Consider the following 23,823-nt stretch of genomic DNA (forward strand, 5'->3'; position numbering starts at 1 on the left):
CAAATCGAATCTTTTGAATTATTTTTAATAGTGAATTATAAATTCATTATTAAAGGTGAGGGGCAATATGCAGTCTAAAAAAGAAGAAGTAAAACAGGAAATTGAATCCGCCGCTTTAAAGGTATTTTTCCGAAAAGGCTTCTCTGATGCCAAAATGAATGATATTGCCGATGAAATTCAAATTTCTGTTGGCAATATTTATACTTATTTTAAAAATAAAAAAGAGTTGTTCTATTCGGTTGTTCCGCCGTCTTTAGTGGACTATTTGAAGAATGTGCTAGTGGAAAATATTCGTATCGATAACCAGACTTTTTTTGATGATGTTAATAATGAGAAAAAATCAGCTATCGTTCAAGAGCAAATAAATATATTAACCCAGTACAGCAGGCAGATTGTCATTATTTTTGAAAAGAATAAAGGGACCGTATATAGCAATGCCAAAAACGAGCTGATCGATCTGATGATCGAAACTAAAAGACCCTATATAAAAGATCATTATAAAAGATACGAAATCGGAACCGAAGAAAATATGATTCTGCTGAAGATCATCGCGAACAATGTCATCAATATGATTCTGGATTTATTAAAGCACGAGATGAGCGCCGATAGCCGGAGAAGGATTTTTGAGGCATTAAGCTTATACTGGCTACATGGACTAAAAAGCTTAAGCGAATAACATCAATGCACCGAATTTAGGTGTGGGGTAGAACTGGGGCGCAACGCAGCAATGAGGGACAACCAAGTGGATATGCACATTTAGCATCTACGAGGGTCCCTATTTTTTTAATCCAATAATGAATTAATTATTCATTTTTGGGCGGTGTAATCAAGAAACGGGGGAAGTTACGATGAAGACAGGTTATGCGTTTATGGACTGTAATGTTATTTATGGAGATGCGAAAAAAGGGACTGATTCCCATATGACGATTTTGATTGATGAAAACGGCTTGATTCAGGAGATCGGGAAAGCAAGCGCTGTAACTGTCCCCACCCATTTCCAAACGATCGATTGTTCGGGGAAATATGTGATGCCCGGTCTCATCAACGCGCATGTCCATCTTTTTGCCGATGGTAAGCCGTTTACGCTGTCTGCCAGTGAAGGGCTGCTGAATTTTGCGTTTCATCATATTTTGGATACGAGACTGGGCAGAAACATGTTGAAGAGACGGATGAAAAAAAATGCCCTAACCGCTCTGCATTCCGGAGTAACAACGATGCGTAGCGTAGGTGAATTTTTTTATACTGATGTTCAGTTGAGGGATGAGATTAAGGCAAATCAATCTATTGGACCTAATCTTTTGGTATCTGGGTATTTCCTGAGCGTAACGGATGGCCACGGTGCACCTTATTTGGCTTTGGTCGGTGATTCACCATGGGAAGGGAGAAGAAATGTAAGAATCAATGTAAAAAACGGAGTGGACCTAATCAAAATATGTGTAACTGGCGGGGTCACCGATGCCAAAAGGATCGGAGAAGCAGGCCGCTTGCAAATGACGGAAGAAGAGGTGGCTGCCATTTGCGAGGAAGCTCACAAAATTGGGATGCGTGTGGCGGCACATGCAGAAAGTACCGAAGGTGTAAGAGTTGCGTTAAAGGGTGGAGTGGATACTATTGAACACGGCGCGGAGATGGATGAGGATATGATCAGGCTGTACAAAAATAATCCCAGAGCCTTAAAGGGCTACACCGCTGTGATTCCTACTTTACAAGCAGCTTATCCCAGTGCGAAATTAGATCCGATCCTGACAAAGTTGAATACAACCATTAAGGAAAATGCCCGGCTTGTGTATGACTCTATGTTAACAGGGCTACAGCAGGCTATAGAACATGATATCAAAATCGGTGTGGGAACGGACGCTGCTATGTCCTATGTAACCCACTATGATCTTTGGCGTGAGCTTGATCATTTCATGCGACAAACAAAGCTAAACGCAAGTGAGGTTATTGAACTAGTAACCAAATCAAATGCAGATATTTTGGGAATCGATCACCTGACAGGTTCTATAGATGTGGGCAAATATGCGGATTTAATCATGATGGAGCAAAACCCATTGGAGAACATAAAAGCTTTGTCTGATGTAGCTATGGTTATGGTCAGAGGGAATTTAATACAAACACCATCTGTGACCAGAATTCAAGCAGTGGACGAGCTGCTGGATACGGTTTGGATTTAGGAGTTACTCAGCTATTCCAAAACAAAAGAAAAACCCCCTCTTTACTATGGAGTAACTCCATACCTTATGATACCCTTTGTCAGGACAGATGACCTATGTAAGCCTGCAAATCATCAATCACTCAAAGGAGACAAGGATATGGATCAACAATTGAAGCAAAAGAATCAGTTAAAACAAATTAGCGAGATAATAATGAATTGGGTCGAACGTGATGAGGAGAAGATTGTTCAGTTCTTCTCAAGTCTAGTTAAATGTGAAACCCCTAGCCCTCCAGGTGATACGCGTGAGGCAATGGCGATGGTTCAGAGTTACCTCGACATCGAGGGACTTCCGTACAGGCAAGTCAACGCCAAAGATACCATGCCAAATATCATTTCTTCGGTGCAAATGCCAAGCGAGGGTAGGCATCTGATGTTCAACGGACATCTCGATGTACTGCCTGCTGGAGATGAACCCGGGTGGACTGACGATCCATGGAGCGGAAAGATTGTGAACGGTCGGGTATGGGGACGCGGGACGTCAGATATGAAGGCAGGCGTAACGGCGATGCTTTTCGCCTACACGTATCTATCACAATTACGCGATCAACTGAAGGGCAAACTATCGCTTACCATCGTCTCCGATGAAGAGACTGGATATGGACGGGGCACCGGCTTTATGTTCGAGCAGATCGAAAGCGAAATGGAAGCCGACTGCGTCCACAGCGCCGAACCCTCTGGAACGGATGCGATTTCGTTCGCCTCGAAGGGTTACATGCAGTTTTCTGTACGAGTGGCGACACGGGGAGCTATATCCGGGTATCCTAACGAAAGCAAAAGCTCGATCCGTATCGCCACCGATATCATCCTCGACCTTGACGAGTTGGAAGGTATCGAGGTAGACGTTCCCTCCTCGATTACGGATATACTCTCTAATCCGCAGCGGCGTGAACAGTACAACGAGTCCAGAGGAGAAGGTGCGGCTGAGATTCTGCCATTAATCACGGTTAATGTTGGTACGATCGAGGGCGGCAATTCACCTAGTGTCATTTCACCTGATTGTATATTCTCGGTATCCGTTGTTCTTCCAGTCGGAGCTGATCCGTATACGATTTTCTCGAAAGCCAGAGATATTGTTGCTCGCTATCCCGAAGCAGAAATCAAATTGGAAGGCGTCGATTCGGCGGATGTATCGGATCCAGACAGTGAGATGGCTAGGATCTTGCAGGAGACGGTAGAAGATTTGGGGTGGAACAAACCGGTGCTGGTTCCTGATGTTGCAATTTCCGATTGTCGGTACTGGCGTTATCGTGGTACGCCTGCTTTCTGGTATGGTCCGGACGGAAGCAATTGCAGCGCGGCCAATGAGTCGGTATCGATCAAGGAATTGCTGCATCTGGTTCGCACCCATGCCTTAGCGGCAACGCAGTACCTCATGAATAATTATATAGAAGAAGACACAGAAGAAAAAAGTGTTGAAGGATCAGCAGTGTCTGAAGAAAAACCTAAGATCGCTGCACACAAACCAGAGATCAAATCGCTGCCGGCTCTGCGCGTCGCCCGCATCATGGCAAAAGCGAAGAGCTTTAATCACATCAACCCTATCATTGGTCCAATGTTTAATCAGCTCTACCTCAGCCTTACCCAGGCAGGTGTGATTGTTGGTGCGGTATCGCTAGCCACCTTTGAGGAAGACGTGGACGGTAACGGGTTAATTGTGACTGCCGCATTCCCTGTCGGACCAGAGGTTGTCTCCGGAGACGGATTCGAGGTCGTAGTACTCTCTGGTGTTGAAGCGGCTGTAACGACGGTCCACCGTGGCTCAGAAAGCACTGCTGCCACCTGGAATAATCTCCGACGTTGGATTAGTAGAGAGGGGTATCGGCCTCAGGAAGTATACCGCGAGTTCTACATCGTGGCTCAACCGAATCCGCAAGAGCTCTGGGCTACCGAGTTGCAGCAACTCGTCACACGACGCTAAGCTATAAATTAAATTTTCTACTTTATAGCAAGACTGATTTTCGTGACAAAGTCTTCTTCTCTATTGGTTGACAATGCATTGACCAAATATTCTTCATAAGCATTACCGGATACATGAAACCCTCTATCCCTAATTTCATTTAACAGGAACGGATAAACTTCCGTTATGCTCTCATAGCTGCCTTTATGATAAAGGATTGCATAAAGACCTGCGGATTTTAATTCGGCATTCGGAGTTTCAGTGTGAACAAACAAACGTTCAACTCGGTTAAACCGACCATGCAAGATATCCTCTTTGCTAGTCACAGAACCAATGAAAGCTGGACCTTTCATTCCTGTTTGCTCTAAAAAAACTTCATAATCGTAATTCCATTCTTCGTTAGAGGTATCACCGGTACGTGGATTCGGGGCACTATATATCACGTGTTCCTCCGGTAATTCAACGATTGTAACTTCACCTAGTGTGGTATTTATTAATTCTTCTGATATGGATGTCAACTTCGAAAGGAACCAATAAATTTCTTGTAGCTTTTTAATTTCTTCTTCCACCTTTATGAGTTGTTCTTCAGCAAGCTTGGTCAATTTCTCCGAGGAAGGTGAACTGAAATAGCTCTTCAGATCTTTAATAGGAAAGTTCAACGATCGGAGTGATTGTATAGCCCAAAAGGTATCGAGCTGCTGTATAGTGTAATATCGATATCCGTTATCGCTTATTCCTGCTGGTTGAAATAGCTTTATTTTGTCATAGTAGAACAATGTATCTTTTTTGATTCCGAATAGCTTAGCAAATTCACCAGTATAAAAATTCGTTAGATTTTTTCTAATCATGAGTAAATTATCCTTTACTATAGAGTAAGTCCATACCCAATAGTACCATTTGTACGGAAAGATATCATTTATACGGTGGTTTAGATTTAGTTACGATTGCCATTCCACAGATCACAGAACAAGAAACTTCCGTAAACATGCGAATCGATACAACGATTCCTACCACAAAAAAGCCATACTGATTAACCAGTCTTTTCTTCTTTATTGCATACTACCCGGTATGAATAACTATAAGCCTGTCAGCCTTTCTGGTCGGGAAGCTTATTTATTATGATTCCTGTAAATAACGGACCCGCCTGAAGGGAATTCTAGAGATGAGAGATATCTCAAATTCTAATCAGGATGAGGACGGAATTCATGAAGCAACCTTCCAGTAAAACTGAAGAAGACGATAAACTGAAATGGTGGCAACTAAGCTTGTTAGGCATAGCAGGCACTATAGGAACCGGGTACTTTCTTGGCTCAGGTCTAGCAATTTCTATGGGAGGGCCAGCAGTGCTGCTAGCCTACATTTTAGCTGCTATTGGAACATATGTCGTATTTGATGCACTGGCTCAGATGACAGCGGAAGATCCGGAGCAGGGTTCATTTCGATCCTATGCAAAAAAAGCATTTGGAAATTGGGCAGGGTTCGGGAGCGGCTGGGTATATTGGTTTTCGGAACTGTTGATTATGGGAAGTCAGCTCACAGCATTGTCCATATTCTCGCGTTTTTGGTTCCCGGCCGTACCGATGTGGGTGTTTGCTGCCAGCTTTGCGGCCGTGAGCCTATTGATTGTGTTTTTTGGTAATAAGGGCTTTGACAGGGTTGAAAATATACTGGCCATCATTAAAGTGGCGGCTATACTAATGTTCCTTGTTATTGCTGCCGTACTTCTGACGGGTTGGATCGGCGGTTCTAAGTTCTCACCGAAAGTTCCACTTGGGTTTAAAGCGTTGTTTCCATCTGGAGGTATTGGGTTGTGGTCTGCCTTTATTTTTGCTTTTTATGCCTATGGTGGCATTGAGGTGCTGGGAATTATGTCCTACAGGCTAAAGAAACCTGAGGAAGCTCCAAAAGCAGGAAAGGTGATGTTGCTGGGACTGGCTACAGTATACGTTCTCTCAATCGGGCTTGCAGTAATCATGGTGCCGCTTAGTGCTTTTAATCCAAAAGAAAGTCCTTTTGTGCTCGCGCTCAGTAGCGACCATCTGACCTTTATACCGCATTTGTTTAACGGGGTGTTGATCATAGCTGGGTTCTCCACGATGACAGCTTCGCTTTATGCCATTACCTCGATGATGATCACTCTTTCACAGGAAGGGGATGCACCCAAGGTTTTTTCGAAGAAATGGAAGGATAAATATCCGTTTTTTGCCCTTTGTTTAATAGCTGGAGGTTTAGGGGGTGCCATTATGATGTCATTGTGGTTGCCAGGAAAAGTATACGAATACATTACAACAGCTGCCGGACTGATGATCCTCTATAACTGGTCCTTTATATTGCTCTCCTCCCGCAAGCTGCTTAAGCCCAGTCTTCTAAACGGGGTGAAACGCTGGCTAGGCTTAGTGCTGATCGCTACTGCTGTAGCAGGTACGCTATTTCATGCGCTCAGTCGTCCAGGCTTCTACATCAGCCTGCTAATTGTTTCGCTGATTGCCTTGAGTGATTGGATCGTTCAACACATCCGTAATAAGAAGGACAGTTCTGTTATGGGGCATGGGGCGGACGAACAGACCCATGAATATCATTCTTTACCGGGCGGTCCTGAATTTCGGATTAAGGGCATAAGGATGCGAAAAAACAAGGTTTAATGAAAAAAGAGAAGTCGGGCAGCCTGTACACCAAAATAAAAACCAAATCCAATCAGCGACAGACCTGACAGAACGGAGATCGCCTTCAATACCCGAACGGTTAGAAATTTACGAAAGAGACTGGAGGCGGCAGCCATGGTTACATCCCAGAAAAGAATCCCTAGTACGATTGCTCCGCTATAGATCAATAATTGCTGCATCGGATACTCGCTGACCGCCTTGGCTAATATTGAGCCGTAAATACCCAACCAAAAAAGGATCGAGAGGGGATTGAACAAGGACATGAGAAATCCCGACAGATAAGATTTGGATAGTGAGGTATCGTTGCCCCTCAGCCCGTCAGCTGAAATGTCACCTGTATTTTTAATGCTGTCTACACCTGAATAGACGAGGACAAAGAATCCGAACAACCATAAAAACACTTTAACAAACGGAGCATCCAGCAGATGAATGAGGCCAAAATAAACAAGCAGCATGTAGATGATATCGGCACTAACCGCCCCTAAACCGACTATCCAGGCAGGCATAAATCCTCCGCGGAGTCCCTTGTCCAGCTGTGCTGCATTAATGGGTCCGAGAGGTGCCGAGAGGGATAATCCTATAATCATATAACCTATAAATACGTTAATGTTGTCCTCCTCCTTTATATAGATAGCTTATTCTGATAAAGGCAGTGGTAGGACAACCAAAAAAAGGCCCGCGGAAGATCGCGGGCCTTCTTTTATAAGAAACTAAAGAGTGAGTAGAATTACGCCTTCACGGATTCAGGTCTTTTAACAAGAAGAGGTGGAGGAATCAACCAGCCCTTTTTCTTAGTCAAATGTAGAATTTTAAGGCCGATGGCTGCTTTGGTAAGGTGATATTTAGCAAACAAAGCCCCTATATCTTCTCTGATCGATTGTCCCATTGCCTGACTACATGCCACAAGTCCAACAGCATTATCAGCTGCAAGTTTGGCTGCAATTTCAGGATCTGTGAAACGTGCCCCTACAGGAATATCTTCAAGTTTAGCATCGGGCCGATTTGGCATTACTGGTGCAGATGCAATACCTTGCTCTGAGAGCAGTGTATCACACTCACTGATTTCAAGCTCCGCTTGATCAATTAAAGCTCCTAATATTTTTTTCAGGTCATTGTCGCCCGCGTGGTACATATAAGCTCTGTAACAAGAGAGGGCTCCCTTTGCGACCATTGAGGCTTGCCAAACCGTAAAAATCTCTCCATAATGCATCGGTTCTTCTTTGGGGTTACCGCCTAGAATCCCTGTCATAAATAGTCTCCTTTATTGTTGGATTTGAACAAACATTAGCATGCCCACAACAACAAGAAAATTGCAGCTTTTCACATAAAATAGGTATGTCAATTTGAGGCTTCGACATCCGTGCATGTTTAAGGATAAATAGCACTAATTTTCTCATAATAGGATAAATGTGAAAATAAGGAACGATAAAATTGAACACGAGTTGTGGAGGAATCAAATGTTTTTCATCGTGATGATTGGATAGATACTTCCATGGACGATGGCAGATACTATTTTAGAGAGGACTTATCAGTAATCGTTCTAACGGACCGCTTGCAAGTATAATTGCCTTTGCATTCAATGAAGTTGGTTATCACTGGAGAGAGTCGAGTGTATCTCCATCGAGGCAGGGATGGAATGGGAGTCATTGCTTCCAACACCTTTGGTAAAATGTTAAGCCCTGTCCTCGGCGCTTATTTAGGTACATTGTTATAGTTTGCACCCTTGAAGGAATTGAAAAAGAAATCGAGGCACGATCACTTCTTTATATAGCAGCCGTAGGGGCGGAACGTGACTGCTATCCTTATTCGCTGTTACTCCAAGCGAGGGAAAGACAGGAGTGAAGAACAATCAGAAGCAAAGCTATTCCTCAAAATTCTCGGATAGGAAGGATTAAATAGGGGAAAATAGCAATGGGTGCTGCCTGCCCAATATTGTTCTGGAGGGAAAAAAATGAAGAAGATTGCTACTTTTGCATCAGTTGCATGTCTTAGTTTACTTTTAAGTATTCCAGCATTTGCGAACCAAGATGAAGCAAACCTAGGGATACAAACACATTACTCGGCTAATCAAACAAATGATAACCTGAATGCAAGGAATGTTAATGCAACGGGTAATCATAATTCAACAGCGGTCGAGAATGGAAATTACCGAGCACAGGCAGTCGGGGATGAGAATCGAGGCACTAATTGGAGCTGGTTGGGTCTCTTAGGGTTGCTTGGACTTACAGGCTTGCGGAATAGAAGCCGAGAAAAAAGCTAAACTTTTTAGAGTTAAAGGGAACTATAGGGGCCATTTTTATGATTAGAACTGAGGACTGCATTTACAGACTCGGCAAAAAATTTATACCTTTAATTTGTTCTAAATAAAAAGCCGGTTTCAGGATGATCCTGAATAACCGGCTTTACATTTTTTTAGCAAACCATTTTTAGGAGAGATTTAAAGATAATCGCACTTGAATTTGCCATTCACCAGCCACAGGTTCCAGAAGTCGTCCGTAACCCGCACATATTGGCATGCTCAGTGAGGAATTCAGGAATTCCGCGTATTCCACCAAAACAGGACTTCGTAATGATAATTTTATTCCATGTTTTACGAAAATTGGGGAACCGGACAAAAGTGGGAGAGCAACGGCAGTACTTCAGAAGACAGAAGCTTCTGGACCATGTTTATGATTGAAGAATAATTTTTTTAAAAACTAGAGGATTTGAATTCATAGGCCCTGTTTGATTAAACTCCAGATGCGTTCAAACCTGTCTTGGTAGTCAGGTAAATTCCAGGATTCTTTGAAGGATGGGAGGCTAAATACTGCAAACGCAGAGAGAATCGCCTCAGCCCGTTCCAAGTGGGGATCGTGATAGTCCATGAAGCCGTCAATAATTTGGTAGGAATCCCAGAGAACATCGCGTAATACCAGTGGATTGCTATCCACGTATTGAGTATTCAAGGCAAACATCTTGGGATTCTCGTTATAAGCCCGTTTTTTTGCGTTAACAAATGCCCATAACCAATCGTGAAGCAATTCTTGCGGTTTAGTTAAACTAGTCATATCTAATTTAATTTGTTCTGAAATCATCCGGTTGAACCAGCTCTTAGATACGGCTGCCCAGAGCTCTTGCTTATTTTTAAAGTGCTTATAGAGCGCTGCATGGGTGATACTTAATTCATCCGCAATTTGTGAGAGTGTCACTTCGGATTTTTCCGTGCGTTTAATTAATGCCTCAGCTGTTTCAATAATGAGCTCTTGTGTGATTTTAGCCACAGTACTGCCAACCCTTCTTTCTTCAATAAATTCCTTTTTATCGTTAATACACTTGCGAATATTTTAACATATAAAATAATCAGTAACAATTGTTGATTTTTGTAACTTATTGCTTTATGCTTATTGTATAAGTTACAAAAATAAATAAATGTTACTTTTTTTAACGCATAGGGGGTTATAAATTATGAAAGCAGCACAGATCACCAAATATTCAAAAAAGTTCATAGTAAAAGTGAACGATATTCCAATCCCAGAAATAAGTGATAACGAAGTCTTGGTCCAGGTGAAAGCAGCAGCAGTTAATCATTTGGAATTGCTCATTGGTACCGGAAGCGTAAAGCTGATTCAGGATTATGAATTCCCATTGGTACTTGGTAACGAGCTGACGGGTGTTATTGAAAAAGTAGGTAAGAAGGTGCAAGGCTTCAAAGTTGGCGATGCAATATATTCACGTCTGCCACTACAAAAAATCGGTGCCTTTGCGGAATACGCGGCAATTAATGCAAATGCCATCGGGCACCTACCCGCTAATTTGAATTTTGTGACTGGTGCAGCTGCGCCATTAACAGGATTGACAGCCTATCAAGGATTAAATGAAGAATTAGATGCTAAAGCTGGCGAAATCGTGTTTATCCCTGGAGGTTCTGGTTCATTTGGCCAAATGGCCATTCCTATCGCCAAAAGTATGGGGCTCAAGGTCATCATCAGTGGAAATCCAGAAGCACGTGAACGGACAATGGCCGCTGGTGCAGACCAATATATTGATTATACGACTGAGAACTATTGGGAACAGCTTGGTGATGTAGATTATGTGATTGATACCTTGGGACCAAGCGAATTTGATCATGAGCTTTCAATTATTAAAGCAGGAGGCCGCCTTCTTTCTCTGCGGACCGGTCCTAACGAACGTTTTGCAGAAGATCTGGGCTTCTCTGGCTGGAAAAAAAAGCTCTTCACCATCGCTGGGGCTAAGTATGATCATAAAGCGAAGAAAAAGAAGATTCAATATCATTTCATTTTTGTTCGCAGTGATGGCGAACAATTAAAGAAAATCACGAAGATTATTGAAGATAATGGGATTGTACCAGCAGTGGACCCAACAGAATTCCACATAGAAGAGATTAACGAAGCACTGAATTTTGTTGCTGAAGGTCATCCTAAAGGGAAAGTTATTATCAGATTTTAAGGAGTATATCTAAATTGGTTGTCGAAAAATTCTTTACTGATCATTCTAGAATTGATATACTGATTTAAATTAGAGTTAATAGTGTAGTTTTTTTGCCGTAACTAGAATGATCGTTCTTGAATATTTCGAAGAAATTTATTAAGGGAGGGATGAACGAGATACAAGTTTAATCGTGAACAAAACTCTATCGAAATGTTGTTAAATGATCAAAAAACTTAAAAGGGAGAGAATAATATGAAATATACAGTGATTACAGGAGCAAGCTCAGGAATTGGGTATGAAACAGCATTGGCGTTTGCTGCACGCGGTAAAAATTTAATTTTGGTAGCTAGAAGATTAGATAAATTAGAAGAACTTAAATCAACAATTCAGAATATTGATCCTAATGTAAATGTTCTTGTTCGTTCAAGTGATCTGTCTGTTACAGAGCAGGCTTACACACTGTATAACACTTTGAAGGAATACCAAATAGAAACCTGGATTAATAATGCAGGACTTGGTGAAGCTTCTTTTGTGGTAGAACAGAATTTAGATAAAGTTGAAACTATGTTACGTGTTAACATCGAATCCTTGACGATCCTTTCTACACTATTTGTGCGAGATTATGCTGATGTAGAAGGAACTCAGTTAATTAACGTATCATCCGCACTCGGATATGCCATTGCTGTTGGGAGCGTTGCTTATTCTGCATCTAAATATTATGTTAGTGCCTTCACCGAAGGGCTTGCAAAAGAACTAGAGCTTAAAGGCGCGAAATTAAAAGCAAAAGTTTTAGCTCCAGCAATAACTGAAACGGAATTTGTGAAGAAATCAATAGATGCTGAAGAATTTGATTACAAAGCAAACATGACTAAGTACCACACTGCCAAACAAATGGCGAGTTTCATGGTAGAACTTTATAATAGCAATGATATGATAGGGATTGTTGACCAGAATTATAACTTCAATCTGAGAGATCAAATCTATCCAATTATATCTGAGTTTTAAATCGAATTAGATATTAGTCACGAAAACGATCGTCGAAGAAACTGGAGCAAAAAGAACTGGCTTCCCTATTCTTAAACGTAGGGTACAACTTTTGCACACGCTGGAAAAAGATTGGACTCTGGATTGTTTAAAAACAGCCAAAGTAAGAATCCAATGGTAAGCATCAGTTCAGTTATCATGTTATGAATAAAATCAAGCATCTTGCTTGATTTTATTTACGTTTTATATATTAGTTTGCGGATCGTTTACTTAAATGTATAATGATTGCTTGAGGTGATTACAATGGCAAGAAGCAAAGAATTTGAAATTAATGAAGTACTAGATAAAGCGATACAACTATTTTGGATGCAAGGTTACGAGAAAACTTCAATGCAAGATTTGGTAGACTGTATGGGAATTCACAGAAGAAGTATCTATGATACATTTGGTGATAAGCACGCCTTATATTTGACGGCACTCCAACGGTACGAATCTACTCAAAACAAAAAAATGAGATTCTTGGTTGAGAAGCAAGAACCGGTAAAGGAGATCATTCGACAATTTCTAGAATCCTCGATGAGGAGCGAAGGAGAACCTCAAGGATGTTTCATAGTTAATTCGGGTGTGGAGCTGGGAGTACTGGATCCGGAGGTTGCATCCTTTGTTGAGAATAGCTATTCAAAAACGGAGAAGTTGTTATATGACCTCGTTCAGACTGGCCAGCAAAGAGGTGAACTTAGAATTTCACTGGAGCCCGAGGCCATTTCTCATTATTTAATGAATGCCTGGTTAGGACTGCGTACAATGGTAAAAACGGCAACGGATCATAAAAAATTAACAAGTATTATTCATACCATACTGATCACTCTAGATTAAAACTCCTTTATCTATCTGCAATGTAAGAGGAGAAGCACTTGTATCGAATGCCGAAAATAGACAATCAACTTACTGCTACCCGAGTACGCAAAGAATAGAACCGGCTTAATACGCCCAGCTTAACTATATATATACAGCATCCGACACCAGCTGTAAGGATCTAAGAATGAAGACACTAAAAAAAACCATGCTGACGATGGGCTTCTTAGTCAATGTGGATATTAATCTGTCCAAGATCGGTAGATACAGCGCACTTCACGAAAGGATTGTTTGGGTTTACGGTATTCATTAACCAGACCCTTATTGTTGAAGCCGCGGGCCCGGTCGCGGAAGTTCTTACTGCTGCTTTTCAGATCGCCGCGGATGTCTGCAAACTGCCAGATGTAGGTCCCGCCAATTTTCGAATCATTCTTGAAGATTTTCAGCGCTTCAGTCACAATATCTGCCTGATAATCCTCGCTGAACAATCTCGGCTCCCAGCCCACATCCCCGAATAGTCCAGCACCACCGAATTCGGTCATGAGCACAACCTTGTTACCGGCTCCCATCTGCTCCGCACGCACATGGAACTGTTCCAGCATGTCTTTGAAGCTGGCTGTATCGCTTTCGTACCAGCCGAAATATTTATTTATACCGATAACATCGAATAATGGAAGTAGAATATCTTCGAGTGGATGCATCGTAGCGTAGGTGACAAGCCTAGTGCTGTCGAGTTTCTTCACCAACCCGACTAGAGCTTGTGTGAAAGCATATGCTTCTTGAGTCCGGGTATCAATCTCATTATGAACGGACCAGAAGATCACACTTGGGTTATGAAAATGCAGGCCAATCATTTCTTCAATCATAGACAGTGCACGCTCCTGGAAGAGCGGCTCACTTACCGTTTCGTTCGGCAGAAAGGCTCCCCATATCGGAATTTCGCTCCAGTATACAATCCCTTGCTCATCGAGTAGATCAAGCCAATATGGGCTCTGGGGATAATGCGAGCCCCGGACGGAGTTGCAACCTAATTCCAAAATGATACTGAGCTCCTTGTGCATCAGCTTCGGTGGGAAGGCAAAACCCCACTCAGGATGCTCTTCATGTCGGTTCACCCCCTTAAGATATACGGGTGAACCGTTAATTAGAATCCGATGATCCTTTGTTTCAATACAGCGAAAACCGATCCGTTCAATCTTGTCGTCTTCCTCTGTCCGCAGTTGAAAGGTATACAGTTCTGGAAGACCTACGTTCCACAAACGTATTTCAGGCATAAGCAACTTGAACGTATGACTGAGGGTTTGGCCAGTCTCAATCTGTACTTCTTCCGAGTGCAATTCATGTCCGCTTTCGGAGAATGTGATCTTGGTAGTATGCTGCTCCTTATGGAAGGAATGGAGCTGCACCTGAACAGTAACATCTGCATCTGATCCATGCAGTGCATAATCAATCTTCAGCTGTTCGATGTAAATATCAGGCAAATATTGCAGCTCCACCGACCGTATGATACCCCCGTAATGATACCAATCCACCTGCTCTGTCGGAATCGTAAGTAGGTCCAAGGTGCTGTCCGTCCGGACGATAATCTCATGTTCTCCTGCCCCTAAGGAAGGAACAATAAATTCAAAAGGTGTAAATCCGCCATAGTGATACCCAAGGTGCCGCCCGTCCAAATAGACATCGGCATGGCCCAGCACGGCATGAAAGATGAGTCTGACATGCTGCGAATTCACAATCTGTATTTTTTTACGATACCAACCGACACCTTCATAATCGTACATTCCCAGTTCATTATTCCAGCACGAGGGCACATAAAGAGACTGCCTAGAATGTGGAAATCGCTCAAACCATTTTTCTTGAACACCCGTATTTAACGGATCCTTCATGAAATCCCAAGGCCCATCCAACAGCTCAGTTCTCCGAATTTGATACTCGCTAAAAGTCCTTAACAAGTGTGTTCCTCCTTTTTTTTCCTGTAATGTATTGAGAATTTCAGACATCTTGATAATATGGATAGTAACATTTGGAGTTTAAGCATTGAATAGAAAAAAACGTTACCGTCTTGTTTAAATCGCTCTTTTAGCAGCAGGAGGGGATATTAATTGGAAGAAAATGATTACAAGCTGAATGACCTCACCGTGCATATCCATTTTGTACTCGACAAAGCTACTTATCCCGGCTGGGAGGACATCCGTAACATGGTAAATGTGCACAGCTTGTACTGGATTCATGAAGGTAAAGGGGTTTTCCTGACCAATGTTGAGCACAAAGTAGAGGCTGGAATGCTAATCTATTTAAAACCAGGCCTTAAACTGTCCATGCGCTCGCAGATGGATGCTCCACTTCGTATAACGATGCTGCTCTTCGATTGTGCCGAGCTTGGTTATGATGCGGTATGGAAGGAAGTCAAGCCAATCGGAAAACTAAGACTTCCCTTCTTAAGCCAATATAATCAACAGGAAGCTGAGGAAATTAGCCGGTTGGTCTGGGGGATTCACCAGGAATGGCTGCCCGGACTAACCGATGGCATAGCTGTTTCCCGGGCTAAAATGCAGATCCTGCTGCATATGCTGCACCAGACCGTACAACCGGACTGGAATCTGATGGAGTCTGGAGCTTTCGCCGCCTTCGAGCAAATCAAGAAAACACTCGAGAACGACTATAAGGATCATCACCGGATCGAAAAATTGGCGGAGAAATACGGCATTTCGCCATCTTACTTGCGTAAGATGTTCCTAAAATTTACGGGGATGGGGCCTAAGGAATACCATATGCACATACAGAACCAGCAAGCTTGCCGTTATCTAGTCTTTACCGATTATCCAGTTAAGGAAATAGCCAAATTATGCGGGTACTACGAAGAATATCATTTCAGCAAGATTTTTAAACAGCTTAACGGGATCCCTCCGACAGTATACCGAAACAAACAGAGAATCAAAGATTAATTGTCCGTAGAACCACTGGTAAAAAAATCTTGAGGTTATGGTTTTTTTACGGGAAGGGCTGTACCATGATAGTATTGAACTCATTGAAGCATGTATAAGGAGGGAAAATTGGGCATGATTATATCACTCAAAAATGTATCATGGCAACGTGATACGACAATGATCTTACGCGATATGAATTGGGAAGTGAAGCAAGGACAACACTGGTGTATCGTCGGTCTGAACGGTTCAGGAAAAACGACGATGCTAAATGTAGTGAACGGCTATATCTGGCCGACAACAGGACAAGTTGAGGTGCTGGACCATCGCTTCGGCGATGTGGACTTGAGAGAGCTACGCAAACGAATCGGTTGGGTAAGCACCTCCTTGCAGCAGAAGCTGTACGGCCATCAGACTGCCCTGAACATCGTCCTAAGCGGGAAATTTGCGACCATTGGTCTGTATGATAAGACAAATGAAGAGGATCAAAAACAAGCCGAAGAGTTAATGGAATTTCTAGACTGCTCTTCCTTAGTTAGTCGTACATATGATACCTTGTCGCAAGGACAGCGGCAGAAAGTCCTCATAGCACGCGCACTAATGGCCAATCCAGATCTACTAATTCTTGATGAGCCATGCACGGGACTTGATATTTTTGCCCGAGAACAGCTGCTGCAGATGATCGAGAAGATAACAAAGCAACCCGGTGGACCAACCTTGCTGTATGTAACCCATCATATCGAAGAGATAACACCATGCTTTACGCACACGCTGCTGGTAAAGAGCGGCGAAATCTACAAAGGGGATGAGACAGTAAACTGCTTGCAGTCGGATGTCTTGAGCGATTTCTTCGATACCCCTGTTGAAGTACAGGAACATCATAACCGCAAGTGGCTTACACTTGCCGGTGATAAGTAGAATATCAAGGCACATCGAATAGGCGAGCAAACCGTTCTGAAGTGGTTTGAAGGATTGCTTGCAGATATAAAAAATGAAAACTGATCACAATATAATTTTAAAATAACCCGCGCGGGGCGCGGGTTTTGTATTTGTTTGCAAGCTTATAAGCCACCTCCCAGAAACATCGTAACAACATACTAACGGTACCTGCAAAAAAATTTTGACATATCTAACAGGTACCGTTATAATACAAATTAACAGGTACCGTCACAAAGAGCAACAGGTACCGTAAAAATTCAACGGAGGATTCATTATGGACATGAATGATGAGTTATACGAAAAACTCGCGAAACTGCAATGGCTGTTGCAAAGGCAACACTTGAAAACTCACGCCGCGGTTGGTCCGATGGCCGACGCATCACGTGGGCAAGGCAGGATATTAGCATTTCTTCGGATGAAAGACGGTATCAGCACCAAAGACTTATCCTATATGCTGGACATCCGTGTATCATCCCTCAATGAATTGCTTGGTAAACTGGAGAAAGCAGAATACATCACCCGTAAGCCCTCAGAAACAGACAAACGTATCATGTTGATTTACCTAACGCAAAAAGGGCAAGAGGAAGAGAAACAAGAGATAGACAACGGCAACATATTTTCTCGCTTATCGCCAGAAGAGCAGATAGCTTTCGGGGATTACCTAACTCGCGTCATTACAGCTGTGGAGGAAGAACTTGGAACGGACGGAGAACGTGATGTGATGGCTATGTGGATGGAAGCCGCAAAGGAGCGTATGGGAACAGAGGAATTTGAAAAACTGATGGCTATGCGCGGACAAATGCACAAAATGTGGGGAAATTCTAGGGACGAACGCTTTAGCGGCAGATTCCCTGGGTTTGGCGGAGAAGGGCATGGTGACATGCGCGGATTCAGCTGGCCTTCCAGAGATGACAGTAATTCGTCACCTGACAAGTCACATGGCCCGGACGATAAGTAATTAGAGTCTTTTTGCAAACAGTAGCTGAGGCGCTGCCTTTCCACCAGAGAAAGATGAACGGCAAAGGCAGCGTAATGTGAAACTGAAGAATAGTCAAATTTCGTACGCCAAATCTGAGACTCGACGTTAGGGTACAGGTTTGCTTGTTGCTGCGTCACGGTTCATATTGGACCGATAGTTAGAATTCTAAGTAATTTCAAAAAACAAAATAAAGAAAGATAGTGGTGAACCCTATGGATGCAGAAAACCTCCATTACTTTGAAAAAGCACCTGTCGCAAAAGCCGTAGCTCACTTCGCAGTACCGATGATGCTAGGCATGTCGATGAGTGTCATATACTCCATTTTGAACGCCTATTTCCTTGGTACACTGGGCAATACTGCGATGTTAACCGCACTCGCACTAACTTTACCGTTATTTGCCGCCATAATGGCGCTTGGTAACTTGATTGGCATCGGTAGCAGTGCATTTATCTCCCGTTTGTTGGGAGAGAAAAAATATGATGATGTAAAGCATGTGTCTTCATTCGCCTTTTACAGCAGTTTAGTTCTCGGTCTTATTTTGATGGCTGCCGGCATCCCATTAATCGATTCAATCGTTCATGGCTTGGGAGCGACGCCTGACTCCTTCGGATTCACGAAGGACTATGTCACGATTATGCTTATTGGTTCACCTTTCGTCGTTCTATTCTTCACGCTGGAGAATATCGTGCGCTCGGAGGGGGCAGCAATCACTTCGATGATCGGTATGCTTCTCAGTGTTGTTGTGAATATTATTCTCGATGCGCTAGTCATTTTCGTCTTCCATTGGGACGTGATCGGGGTTGCATCTGCTACAGTCATTTCTAACTTGGTTGCAAGTGCATTCTACGCCTTCCACATGGGATATAAGAGCCAATTCTTAACCATCTCCGTAAAATGGTTCAAAGCTTCCAAAGACATTCTCAGCAATGTATTTAAAATTGGAGTTCCAGTCTTTGTTATGAGTCTCTTCATGGGTGCAATGTCACTCATCTTTAACCGTTTTCTGGTCGAATATGGGGAGCAGGCCATTGCGGCCTTCGGGATTTCATCACGTTTATTACAATTTCCAGAGGTTATCCTGATGGGCTTATGTGAGGGAGTCGTGCCGCTGATTGCCTTCTCTTTTACAGCTAACAAATTACGCATGAAGCACACCATTACTTTTACAATCAAAGTGACTGTGGCATTAGCAGCCGTGTTCGGCATTATTGTATATCTGATTTCAGACCACTTAATCGGTTTATTTACGAATGACCCTCAATTAATTGAACTGGGCAGCTACATTCTTCATGTAACGTTCTTATCCCTGTTCATTTCAGGAACGACCGCTTTGTTTACAGGGATCTTCCAAGCGACAGCACAAGGAACCGCCGCCTTTATTATGTCAATTATTCAAGGTATTACTCTGATTCCAGTATTGTATATTGCTAATCGAATGAACGGTTTCCACGGAGTAGTCTGGTCGCTCGTCATTTCGGATGCTGTTGCGTTCCTTGTGGGGGCCATCATGCTGTATGTTCTGCGGAACAAATTGCAGCCTGATTTAGATACTTTAGTACAGTAAAATCCTAAGCTTTAAGTTGATACTTTAAGTTCATCTAAAAAAACCTTGGATCAGCAAGGTTTTTTTGGCTCGTATGATGACGCAGCCTGCCATGAGGCAGCACATAGCTGCTTTGGAGGCGAAGCTCCAGTTAAATTTTAATGCTGACTTCTCCACTTGAAAGATACTCCTCGTCACCATTCTCATATCTGACTTTCAGATGGCAATCGTCATCGATATCAATGGCTGTTGCTTTACGTTGTTCATTATCCTTTATCACGGTCACAGGTTCTCCAAGTGAAATTAACCTTTTTTTGTATTCGGAAAGAAACAATCTGTCCGTTAAATGCTCATAATATCTCATGAAATTGTTTAGTACTTCTGCAACGAGACGGTTGCGGAGATCACCATAAGGATTGTTTTCGGAAATTACAGTTGTTGCAATCTCGGTAAGATCAGTGGGAAAGCCTTCGGAAGGGAGGACTACATTGATACCGATGCCGAGAACAGCATAATCAAGCCAGCCGTTTTCCAGTGACACGGATGCTTCGGTAAGAATCCCGCACACTTTTTTCCCTTCCATGAAAACGTCATTTACCCATTTAATCTGCGTTTCTTTACTGGATACGCTCTCGATAGAAAGGGCTACAGCTACTGCGGCGCAAGTGGTCAATAAAGCTGAGTCTGTTGCGGACAGCTTGGGACGCAGCAGGATGCTCATATAGATACCCGTTCCAGGTGGAGAAAAGAACTTCCGGCCCATTCGCCCGCGACCAGCTGTTTGTTCTTCCGAAAGAATCACCTTACCTTCAGCTTCTCCATTTGAGGCAAGGTTCTTTACGGCTTCATTCGTGGAAGATATGGTCTTAAAGACTTCGACTCGTAACTTTTGCCCCCGAGTATCCAGGTACTTTGAAATTGCACTGGCTGATAAGATATCCGTTTGTGGTGACATGGAATATCCTTTATTGGTTACAGCTTGTATGGAATAACCGTCTGTCTGTAAAGATTTTATGGCTTTCCAGACCGCGCTGCGCGTCACGGATAACTGAACGGCTATTTCCTCGCCGGAAAAATATTCACCCTTATTACTGTCGAGTAAGGCAAGAATATGTTCTTTTACTGTCATGAACTTAAACCTCCAAAAGTATAACTCTCCGACCAAAACCCATTGAATAGATTAACATCCAACGATTGCGACTGAATACTCTAATTCTATATAACAATAGGAAAAACTCAAGCATGGTATTTTATTCTATTGTAAACCATATAAAATATTATGGTTTACAATAAAGAATATCTCCATTATAATTCAGCTTACTGGACGTATTTACTAACCAGAATACAATCATTGATATCCAATGGAGGTCATTTTTTTGAAGACAAAAGAACTTATTTATGCTGCATTATTCGCAGCACTTATCGCGGTGTTGGGGATGATACCGCCCATCCCACTCGGCTTCATCCCCGTTCCGATCACTGCCCAGACACTTGGCGTCATGTTGGCTGGATGTTTTCTGGGGAAACGGATGGGCGCTCTCAGTCTAATTATTTTCATCATACTAGTAGCCATTGGGCTGCCTGTACTGACCGGCGGTCGCGGCGGAATCTCGGTGCTAGTTGGACCTTCTGCAGGATACATATTTAGCTTTCCAATTGCGGCCGGCCTTATTGGCTGGTATTCCGAAAAAATCTGGCCGAAGGTTCGAACTTGGAAGCTGGTAGGTATCAACATAATCTTCGGTGTATTACTAGTGAGTCTGATTGGTGCCCCTGTCATGGCATTGATAACCAATACTTCGATCTGGGCTGGTCTTGTCGGAGCGTTGGCCTTTCTTCCGGGAGACATCATCAAAGCCGTTATTGCAGCCGTCATAACGATGCAGCTGAAAGCAATTAGCCCTATTGAAGAAAAAACACAAATATAATGTGATGTGAAACTCGGGTAAATAAAACCCGGGTTTTTTTATTGAAAAATAATAGGGTTATGGTTGCGAATTTGTTTATACTATAAAAATTAAAACGAAATTGAAGTGGGTGTAGAAAAATGGATAAGGGATTTAATTTAGCTAGTCAACTATTAACGCTGCTTGATACGGAACATAGATGGTTTACCTTAGCGGAAATTGAAAAAAGTTTAGGGATCTCTGATAAGACCATCCGGAAGATGGTGGAGGAAATCAGCAAGCAATTACCATCTACTGTAACCATTGAGGTTTCTAGAGGAAAGGGAATAGTTCTTCAACGTGATGGGCGAAGTACGATTAGTGAAGTGATTTCTTCTATGTTCAGACAAACCATCTTTTATCGGCTGATGGATTTTTTGTTTACGAATGTAGGGCGACTGTCTGTGGAGGAGCTCTCCGAAGCCATGTTTATGAGTACCTCGTCTTTGAAGAAATTGATTGTGCAATTAAATAATGATGATCTAAAAGCTTATAAGCTACGCATTAGTTTTTCTACCCCCATGATCAAAGGGAATGAAATGAATATTCGATATTTTTATTGGAAGTTATATTGTGATGCGTATGAGTTTACAGGCTGGCCCTTTGCGAATGTTGATTTTGCTTATATTAATCAGTTAATCACAAATATAGAAAATGAGAATAACATTGTATATTTTATCAATTCCAAAAGGAGATTATCGTTTTTGTTGGCCATTGTTATAGAAAGAGTGGCTAAAGGAAAATGTGTGAAAATCGACGAAAATGCTTACCCTTGGGAAAAGGGGATGTTTTATTTTCCAGTGAAAACTATTGCAAAACGTCTTGAGGACAAGCTGTCCCTTAAATTTCCAAACAGTGAAATATTCTTTATGCAATCCATGGTTAGTCTCAGCCAATATCATTATTATGAAGGGTCAGAGATCACTCCGATGAAAGAAGTAGAATTACATAAGGATAAAGAAGAATATCAAATGGGGAATCTGCTTCTAATGTTATTAGCAAAGGTATACCCGAACTTGCATATGCAAGAACGGTTTATTTTGGAGATTTACGGGTTCTTTGACAAGCTATTAATCGAAAATGCCATTCCTGAATGGATGATGATTTCAACAAGTCATTTAACAACATATGTTCAAAAGGAGTGCCAGCAGATTTATCAAGAATTGCAAACCTGTATGCAAACGTGGAATAAAACTTACCCTTCTGTTTTGTTTAATCACTTTCATTTAACAAAGCTAACCTTAATTGTCCGCTCGAGTTTACGTTACAAAAGTAAGAGGGCTTTTTTAGTGATCGGGGAAGAATTTTCAATTCGTCATTACATAGCAGATTTGATAAAAAAAGAAATTGGGGATCAGTTGATCCTTAATACTTCCATAATGAAAGGCCTGACCGACGAGATCATGCAGCAAAATAATATCGATCTTGTCATTAGTAATATCCCGGTTGCATTAAAGACAGTGCCTGTTGTTATTATTTCTACGATCCCCTCTAAAAGAGACTTAGACAACATTCGTAAAGAACTGCTTTTATAATTTGACCAATTATTTTCCGTAAGCTCCGTAAGTTTTTGGTCTAGTTTGTAATGTTAAAAAACCTTATGCTCAATCTAGTTTCGAAACTGATTTTACTTGAAGGCAAGTGGAAAGCGATTTCGGTAAACCTCAGTTTACTATTAAAAGTTGGAGGAAGAACTATGAGTAGGCATTTAGGTGCAAATAAGGGAGAAATAGCAGAGCTCGTTTTGCTCCCAGGAGATCCCTTGCGTGCAAAGTTTGTGGCAGAACACTTTTTAGAGGAGGCTTATTGTTATAACGAAGTAAGAGGGATGTATGGATACACTGGATTATACAAGGGTGTGCCTGTGTCGGTTCAGGGGACAGGGATGGGAAATCCATCGATGAGTATCTACGCGACAGAATTGATCGTCGATTATGAAGTTAAGAAATTGATTCGCATTGGTACATGTGGCGCGATGCAGGAAGAAATCAATATCCGCGATATTATATTAGCCCAAGCAGTATCTTCAGACAGTAATATGACGGAAAAGATCTTTCATGGCTGTAATTTTGCACCAACGGCAGATTTCTCATTGCTAATGAAAGCATATCAACAAGCACAAGCTAAAAATGCCAATGTGTTTGTTGGTAACATCTATAATTCTGATGAATTTTATCGTGAAAATTTAGATCGGCTTCACAAGTTTATGGATTTCGGTGTATTAGCTGTAGAAATGGAAAGTACCGCCCTATACACTTTAGCCGCTAAATATGGTGTAAAAGCTTTATCGATTTTGACCGTCGGCAGTCAATTGTTAAGACAGGAACACCTAACTCATAAAGAAAGTGAACAATCCTTTTATGAAATGGTCGAAGTAGCTCTTAACACAGTCATTGAAGGCTGATTTATTGATAAGAGTGTAGTGTTGTTAGAAAAGAGAGTGAGAAAG

The 23,823-nt window shown here is 42.2% G+C and carries 21 protein-coding genes; 15 read left to right on the forward strand and 6 right to left on the reverse strand.

All coding sequences use genetic code 11. From position 1 onward, the window contains the following. Positions 1-67: 67 nt before the first annotated feature. From NSS82_RS17060 to NSS82_RS17070, 3 genes are all read left to right on the forward strand, one after another. Positions 68-676 carry a TetR/AcrR family transcriptional regulator gene (locus NSS82_RS17060; protein WP_076272588.1) on the forward strand — a complete coding sequence of 203 codons (609 nt, stop codon included), beginning with the start codon at positions 68-70 and terminating at the stop codon, positions 674-676. Between the two features lie 172 nt (positions 677-848). Next, positions 849-2,174, forward strand: a complete 1,326-nt coding sequence (locus tag NSS82_RS17065; RefSeq protein WP_076105761.1) for an amidohydrolase family protein — start codon at positions 849-851, stop codon at positions 2,172-2,174. Between the two features lie 66 nt (positions 2,175-2,240). Beyond that, positions 2,241-4,133 (forward strand): M20/M25/M40 family metallo-hydrolase, encoded by a 1,893-nt coding sequence (locus tag NSS82_RS17070; RefSeq protein ID WP_081386596.1) that lies wholly within the window; start codon positions 2,241-2,243, stop codon positions 4,131-4,133. Positions 4,134-4,150: 17 nt separating this feature from the next. Here NSS82_RS17070 and NSS82_RS17075 read toward each other — a convergent pair whose 3' ends face one another. Beyond that, positions 4,151-4,960, reverse strand: a complete 810-nt coding sequence (locus NSS82_RS17075; RefSeq protein ID WP_076099179.1) for a MerR family transcriptional regulator — start codon at positions 4,958-4,960, stop codon at positions 4,151-4,153. A 357-nt stretch (positions 4,961-5,317) separates the two neighbouring features. Here NSS82_RS17075 and NSS82_RS17080 point away from each other — a divergent pair, with 357 nt between their 5' ends. After that, the gene (locus NSS82_RS17080) at positions 5,318-6,754 is read left to right on the forward strand and encodes an amino acid permease (RefSeq protein ID WP_076099178.1); all 1,437 of its coding nucleotides are present in this window, start codon (positions 5,318-5,320) and stop codon (positions 6,752-6,754) included. Here NSS82_RS17080 and NSS82_RS17085 read toward each other — a convergent pair. Both NSS82_RS17085 and NSS82_RS17090 read right to left on the reverse strand, forming a co-directional pair. Continuing rightward, complete coding sequence (locus tag NSS82_RS17085; RefSeq protein WP_038571226.1) at positions 6,751-7,383, reverse strand: LysE family transporter; 633 nt, start codon at positions 7,381-7,383, stop codon at positions 6,751-6,753. The genes NSS82_RS17080 and NSS82_RS17085 overlap by 4 nt on opposite strands. A 119-nt stretch (positions 7,384-7,502) precedes the next feature. After that, positions 7,503-8,024, reverse strand: a complete 522-nt coding sequence (locus NSS82_RS17090) for a DUF3231 family protein (RefSeq protein WP_036677170.1) — start codon at positions 8,022-8,024, stop codon at positions 7,503-7,505. 702 nt (positions 8,025-8,726) lie between these two features. On the opposite strand from NSS82_RS17090, the gene NSS82_RS17095 reads away from it, so the two are divergent. Further along, the gene (locus tag NSS82_RS17095; protein ID WP_038571232.1) at positions 8,727-9,035 is read left to right on the forward strand and encodes a WGxxGxxG family protein; all 309 of its coding nucleotides are present in this window, start codon (positions 8,727-8,729) and stop codon (positions 9,033-9,035) included. A 451-nt stretch (positions 9,036-9,486) separates the two neighbouring features. Here NSS82_RS17095 and NSS82_RS17100 read toward each other — a convergent pair whose 3' ends face one another. Next, positions 9,487-10,035 carry a TetR/AcrR family transcriptional regulator gene (locus NSS82_RS17100; RefSeq protein ID WP_038571236.1) on the reverse strand — a complete coding sequence of 183 codons (549 nt, stop codon included), beginning with the start codon at positions 10,033-10,035 and terminating at the stop codon, positions 9,487-9,489. A 184-nt stretch (positions 10,036-10,219) separates the two neighbouring features. Here NSS82_RS17100 and NSS82_RS17105 point away from each other — a divergent pair, with 184 nt between their 5' ends. The 3 genes from NSS82_RS17105 (at position 10,220) to NSS82_RS17115 (ending at position 13,063) form a co-directional block, all read left to right on the forward strand. After that, entirely contained in the window at positions 10,220-11,221 is a 1,002-nt protein-coding gene (locus tag NSS82_RS17105) for an NADP-dependent oxidoreductase (RefSeq protein ID WP_076099174.1), read from the forward strand. 234 nt (positions 11,222-11,455) lie between these two features. Continuing rightward, on the forward strand, positions 11,456-12,208 hold the full coding sequence (locus NSS82_RS17110) for an SDR family NAD(P)-dependent oxidoreductase (protein WP_076272590.1): 753 nt from the start codon (positions 11,456-11,458) through the stop codon (positions 12,206-12,208). Positions 12,209-12,490: 282 nt separating this feature from the next. Further along, positions 12,491-13,063 (forward strand): TetR/AcrR family transcriptional regulator, encoded by a 573-nt coding sequence (locus NSS82_RS17115; RefSeq protein ID WP_076099173.1) that lies wholly within the window; start codon positions 12,491-12,493, stop codon positions 13,061-13,063. A 221-nt stretch (positions 13,064-13,284) separates the two neighbouring features. Here NSS82_RS17115 and NSS82_RS17120 read toward each other — a convergent pair whose 3' ends face one another. Then, entirely contained in the window at positions 13,285-14,994 is a 1,710-nt protein-coding gene (locus tag NSS82_RS17120) for a glycoside hydrolase family 2 TIM barrel-domain containing protein (RefSeq protein WP_341109836.1), read from the reverse strand. A gap of 150 nt (positions 14,995-15,144) precedes the next feature. Here NSS82_RS17120 and NSS82_RS17125 point away from each other — a divergent pair, with 150 nt between their 5' ends. The 4 genes from NSS82_RS17125 to NSS82_RS17140 all read left to right on the forward strand — a co-directional run bounded on the left by NSS82_RS17125 (position 15,145) and on the right by NSS82_RS17140 (position 19,449). Next, on the forward strand, positions 15,145-15,987 hold the full coding sequence (locus NSS82_RS17125; protein ID WP_036677158.1) for a helix-turn-helix transcriptional regulator: 843 nt from the start codon (positions 15,145-15,147) through the stop codon (positions 15,985-15,987). A 114-nt stretch (positions 15,988-16,101) separates the two neighbouring features. Then, entirely contained in the window at positions 16,102-16,884 is a 783-nt protein-coding gene (locus NSS82_RS17130) for an ABC transporter ATP-binding protein (protein ID WP_036677157.1), read from the forward strand. Positions 16,885-17,179: 295 nt separating this feature from the next. After that, positions 17,180-17,863 carry a MarR family winged helix-turn-helix transcriptional regulator gene (locus tag NSS82_RS17135; RefSeq protein ID WP_076272592.1) on the forward strand — a complete coding sequence of 228 codons (684 nt, stop codon included), beginning with the start codon at positions 17,180-17,182 and terminating at the stop codon, positions 17,861-17,863. 233 nt (positions 17,864-18,096) lie between these two features. Next, on the forward strand, positions 18,097-19,449 hold the full coding sequence (locus tag NSS82_RS17140; protein WP_038571252.1) for an MATE family efflux transporter: 1,353 nt from the start codon (positions 18,097-18,099) through the stop codon (positions 19,447-19,449). Between the two features lie 130 nt (positions 19,450-19,579). Here the strand turns inward: NSS82_RS17140 and NSS82_RS17145 are convergent, their stop codons facing one another. Beyond that, positions 19,580-20,557 carry a biotin--[acetyl-CoA-carboxylase] ligase gene (locus tag NSS82_RS17145; RefSeq protein ID WP_038571255.1) on the reverse strand — a complete coding sequence of 326 codons (978 nt, stop codon included), beginning with the start codon at positions 20,555-20,557 and terminating at the stop codon, positions 19,580-19,582. A 247-nt stretch (positions 20,558-20,804) separates the two neighbouring features. Between NSS82_RS17145 and NSS82_RS17150 the strand changes: the two genes are divergently transcribed. The 3 genes from NSS82_RS17150 (at position 20,805) to deoD (ending at position 23,778) form a co-directional block, all read left to right on the forward strand. Continuing rightward, on the forward strand, positions 20,805-21,356 hold the full coding sequence (locus tag NSS82_RS17150) for a biotin transporter BioY (protein ID WP_076272593.1): 552 nt from the start codon (positions 20,805-20,807) through the stop codon (positions 21,354-21,356). Positions 21,357-21,475: 119 nt separating this feature from the next. Beyond that, complete coding sequence (locus NSS82_RS17155) at positions 21,476-22,909, forward strand: helix-turn-helix domain-containing protein (protein WP_036677148.1); 1,434 nt, start codon at positions 21,476-21,478, stop codon at positions 22,907-22,909. A gap of 161 nt (positions 22,910-23,070) precedes the next feature. Beyond that, positions 23,071-23,778: a purine-nucleoside phosphorylase gene (deoD, locus tag NSS82_RS17160; RefSeq protein WP_036677145.1), complete on the forward strand. Its 708-nt coding sequence runs from the start codon at positions 23,071-23,073 to the stop codon at positions 23,776-23,778. Positions 23,779-23,823 lie beyond the last annotated feature (45 nt).

It is taken from the genome of Paenibacillus sp. FSL H7-0735, assembly GCF_038008505.1.
Taxonomy (GTDB): Bacteria; Bacillota; Bacilli; order Paenibacillales; family Paenibacillaceae; genus Paenibacillus_AQ; species Paenibacillus_AQ odorifer.

Coding starts and splice junctions, on each gene's coding strand:
- NSS82_RS17095 (WP_038571232.1), top strand. CDS start 8,727: ATGAAGAAGATTGCTACTTTTGCATCAGTTGCATGTCTTAGTTTACTT.
- NSS82_RS17130 (WP_036677157.1), top strand. CDS start 16,102: ATGATTATATCACTCAAAAATGTATCATGGCAACGTGATACGACAATG.
- NSS82_RS17080 (WP_076099178.1), top strand. CDS start 5,318: ATGAAGCAACCTTCCAGTAAAACTGAAGAAGACGATAAACTGAAATGG.
- NSS82_RS17065 (WP_076105761.1), top strand. CDS start 849: ATGAAGACAGGTTATGCGTTTATGGACTGTAATGTTATTTATGGAGAT.
- NSS82_RS17155 (WP_036677148.1), top strand. CDS start 21,476: ATGGATAAGGGATTTAATTTAGCTAGTCAACTATTAACGCTGCTTGAT.
- NSS82_RS17075 (WP_076099179.1), bottom strand. CDS start 4,960: ATGATTAGAAAAAATCTAACGAATTTTTATACTGGTGAATTTGCTAAG.
- NSS82_RS17140 (WP_038571252.1), top strand. CDS start 18,097: ATGGATGCAGAAAACCTCCATTACTTTGAAAAAGCACCTGTCGCAAAA.
- deoD (WP_036677145.1), top strand. CDS start 23,071: ATGAGTAGGCATTTAGGTGCAAATAAGGGAGAAATAGCAGAGCTCGTT.
- NSS82_RS17060 (WP_076272588.1), top strand. CDS start 68: ATGCAGTCTAAAAAAGAAGAAGTAAAACAGGAAATTGAATCCGCCGCT.
- NSS82_RS17090 (WP_036677170.1), bottom strand. CDS start 8,024: ATGACAGGGATTCTAGGCGGTAACCCCAAAGAAGAACCGATGCATTAT.
- NSS82_RS17115 (WP_076099173.1), top strand. CDS start 12,491: ATGGCAAGAAGCAAAGAATTTGAAATTAATGAAGTACTAGATAAAGCG.
- NSS82_RS17110 (WP_076272590.1), top strand. CDS start 11,456: ATGAAATATACAGTGATTACAGGAGCAAGCTCAGGAATTGGGTATGAA.
- NSS82_RS17105 (WP_076099174.1), top strand. CDS start 10,220: ATGAAAGCAGCACAGATCACCAAATATTCAAAAAAGTTCATAGTAAAA.
- NSS82_RS17135 (WP_076272592.1), top strand. CDS start 17,180: ATGGACATGAATGATGAGTTATACGAAAAACTCGCGAAACTGCAATGG.
- NSS82_RS17145 (WP_038571255.1), bottom strand. CDS start 20,557: ATGACAGTAAAAGAACATATTCTTGCCTTACTCGACAGTAATAAGGGT.
- NSS82_RS17070 (WP_081386596.1), top strand. CDS start 2,241: ATGATACCCTTTGTCAGGACAGATGACCTATGTAAGCCTGCAAATCAT.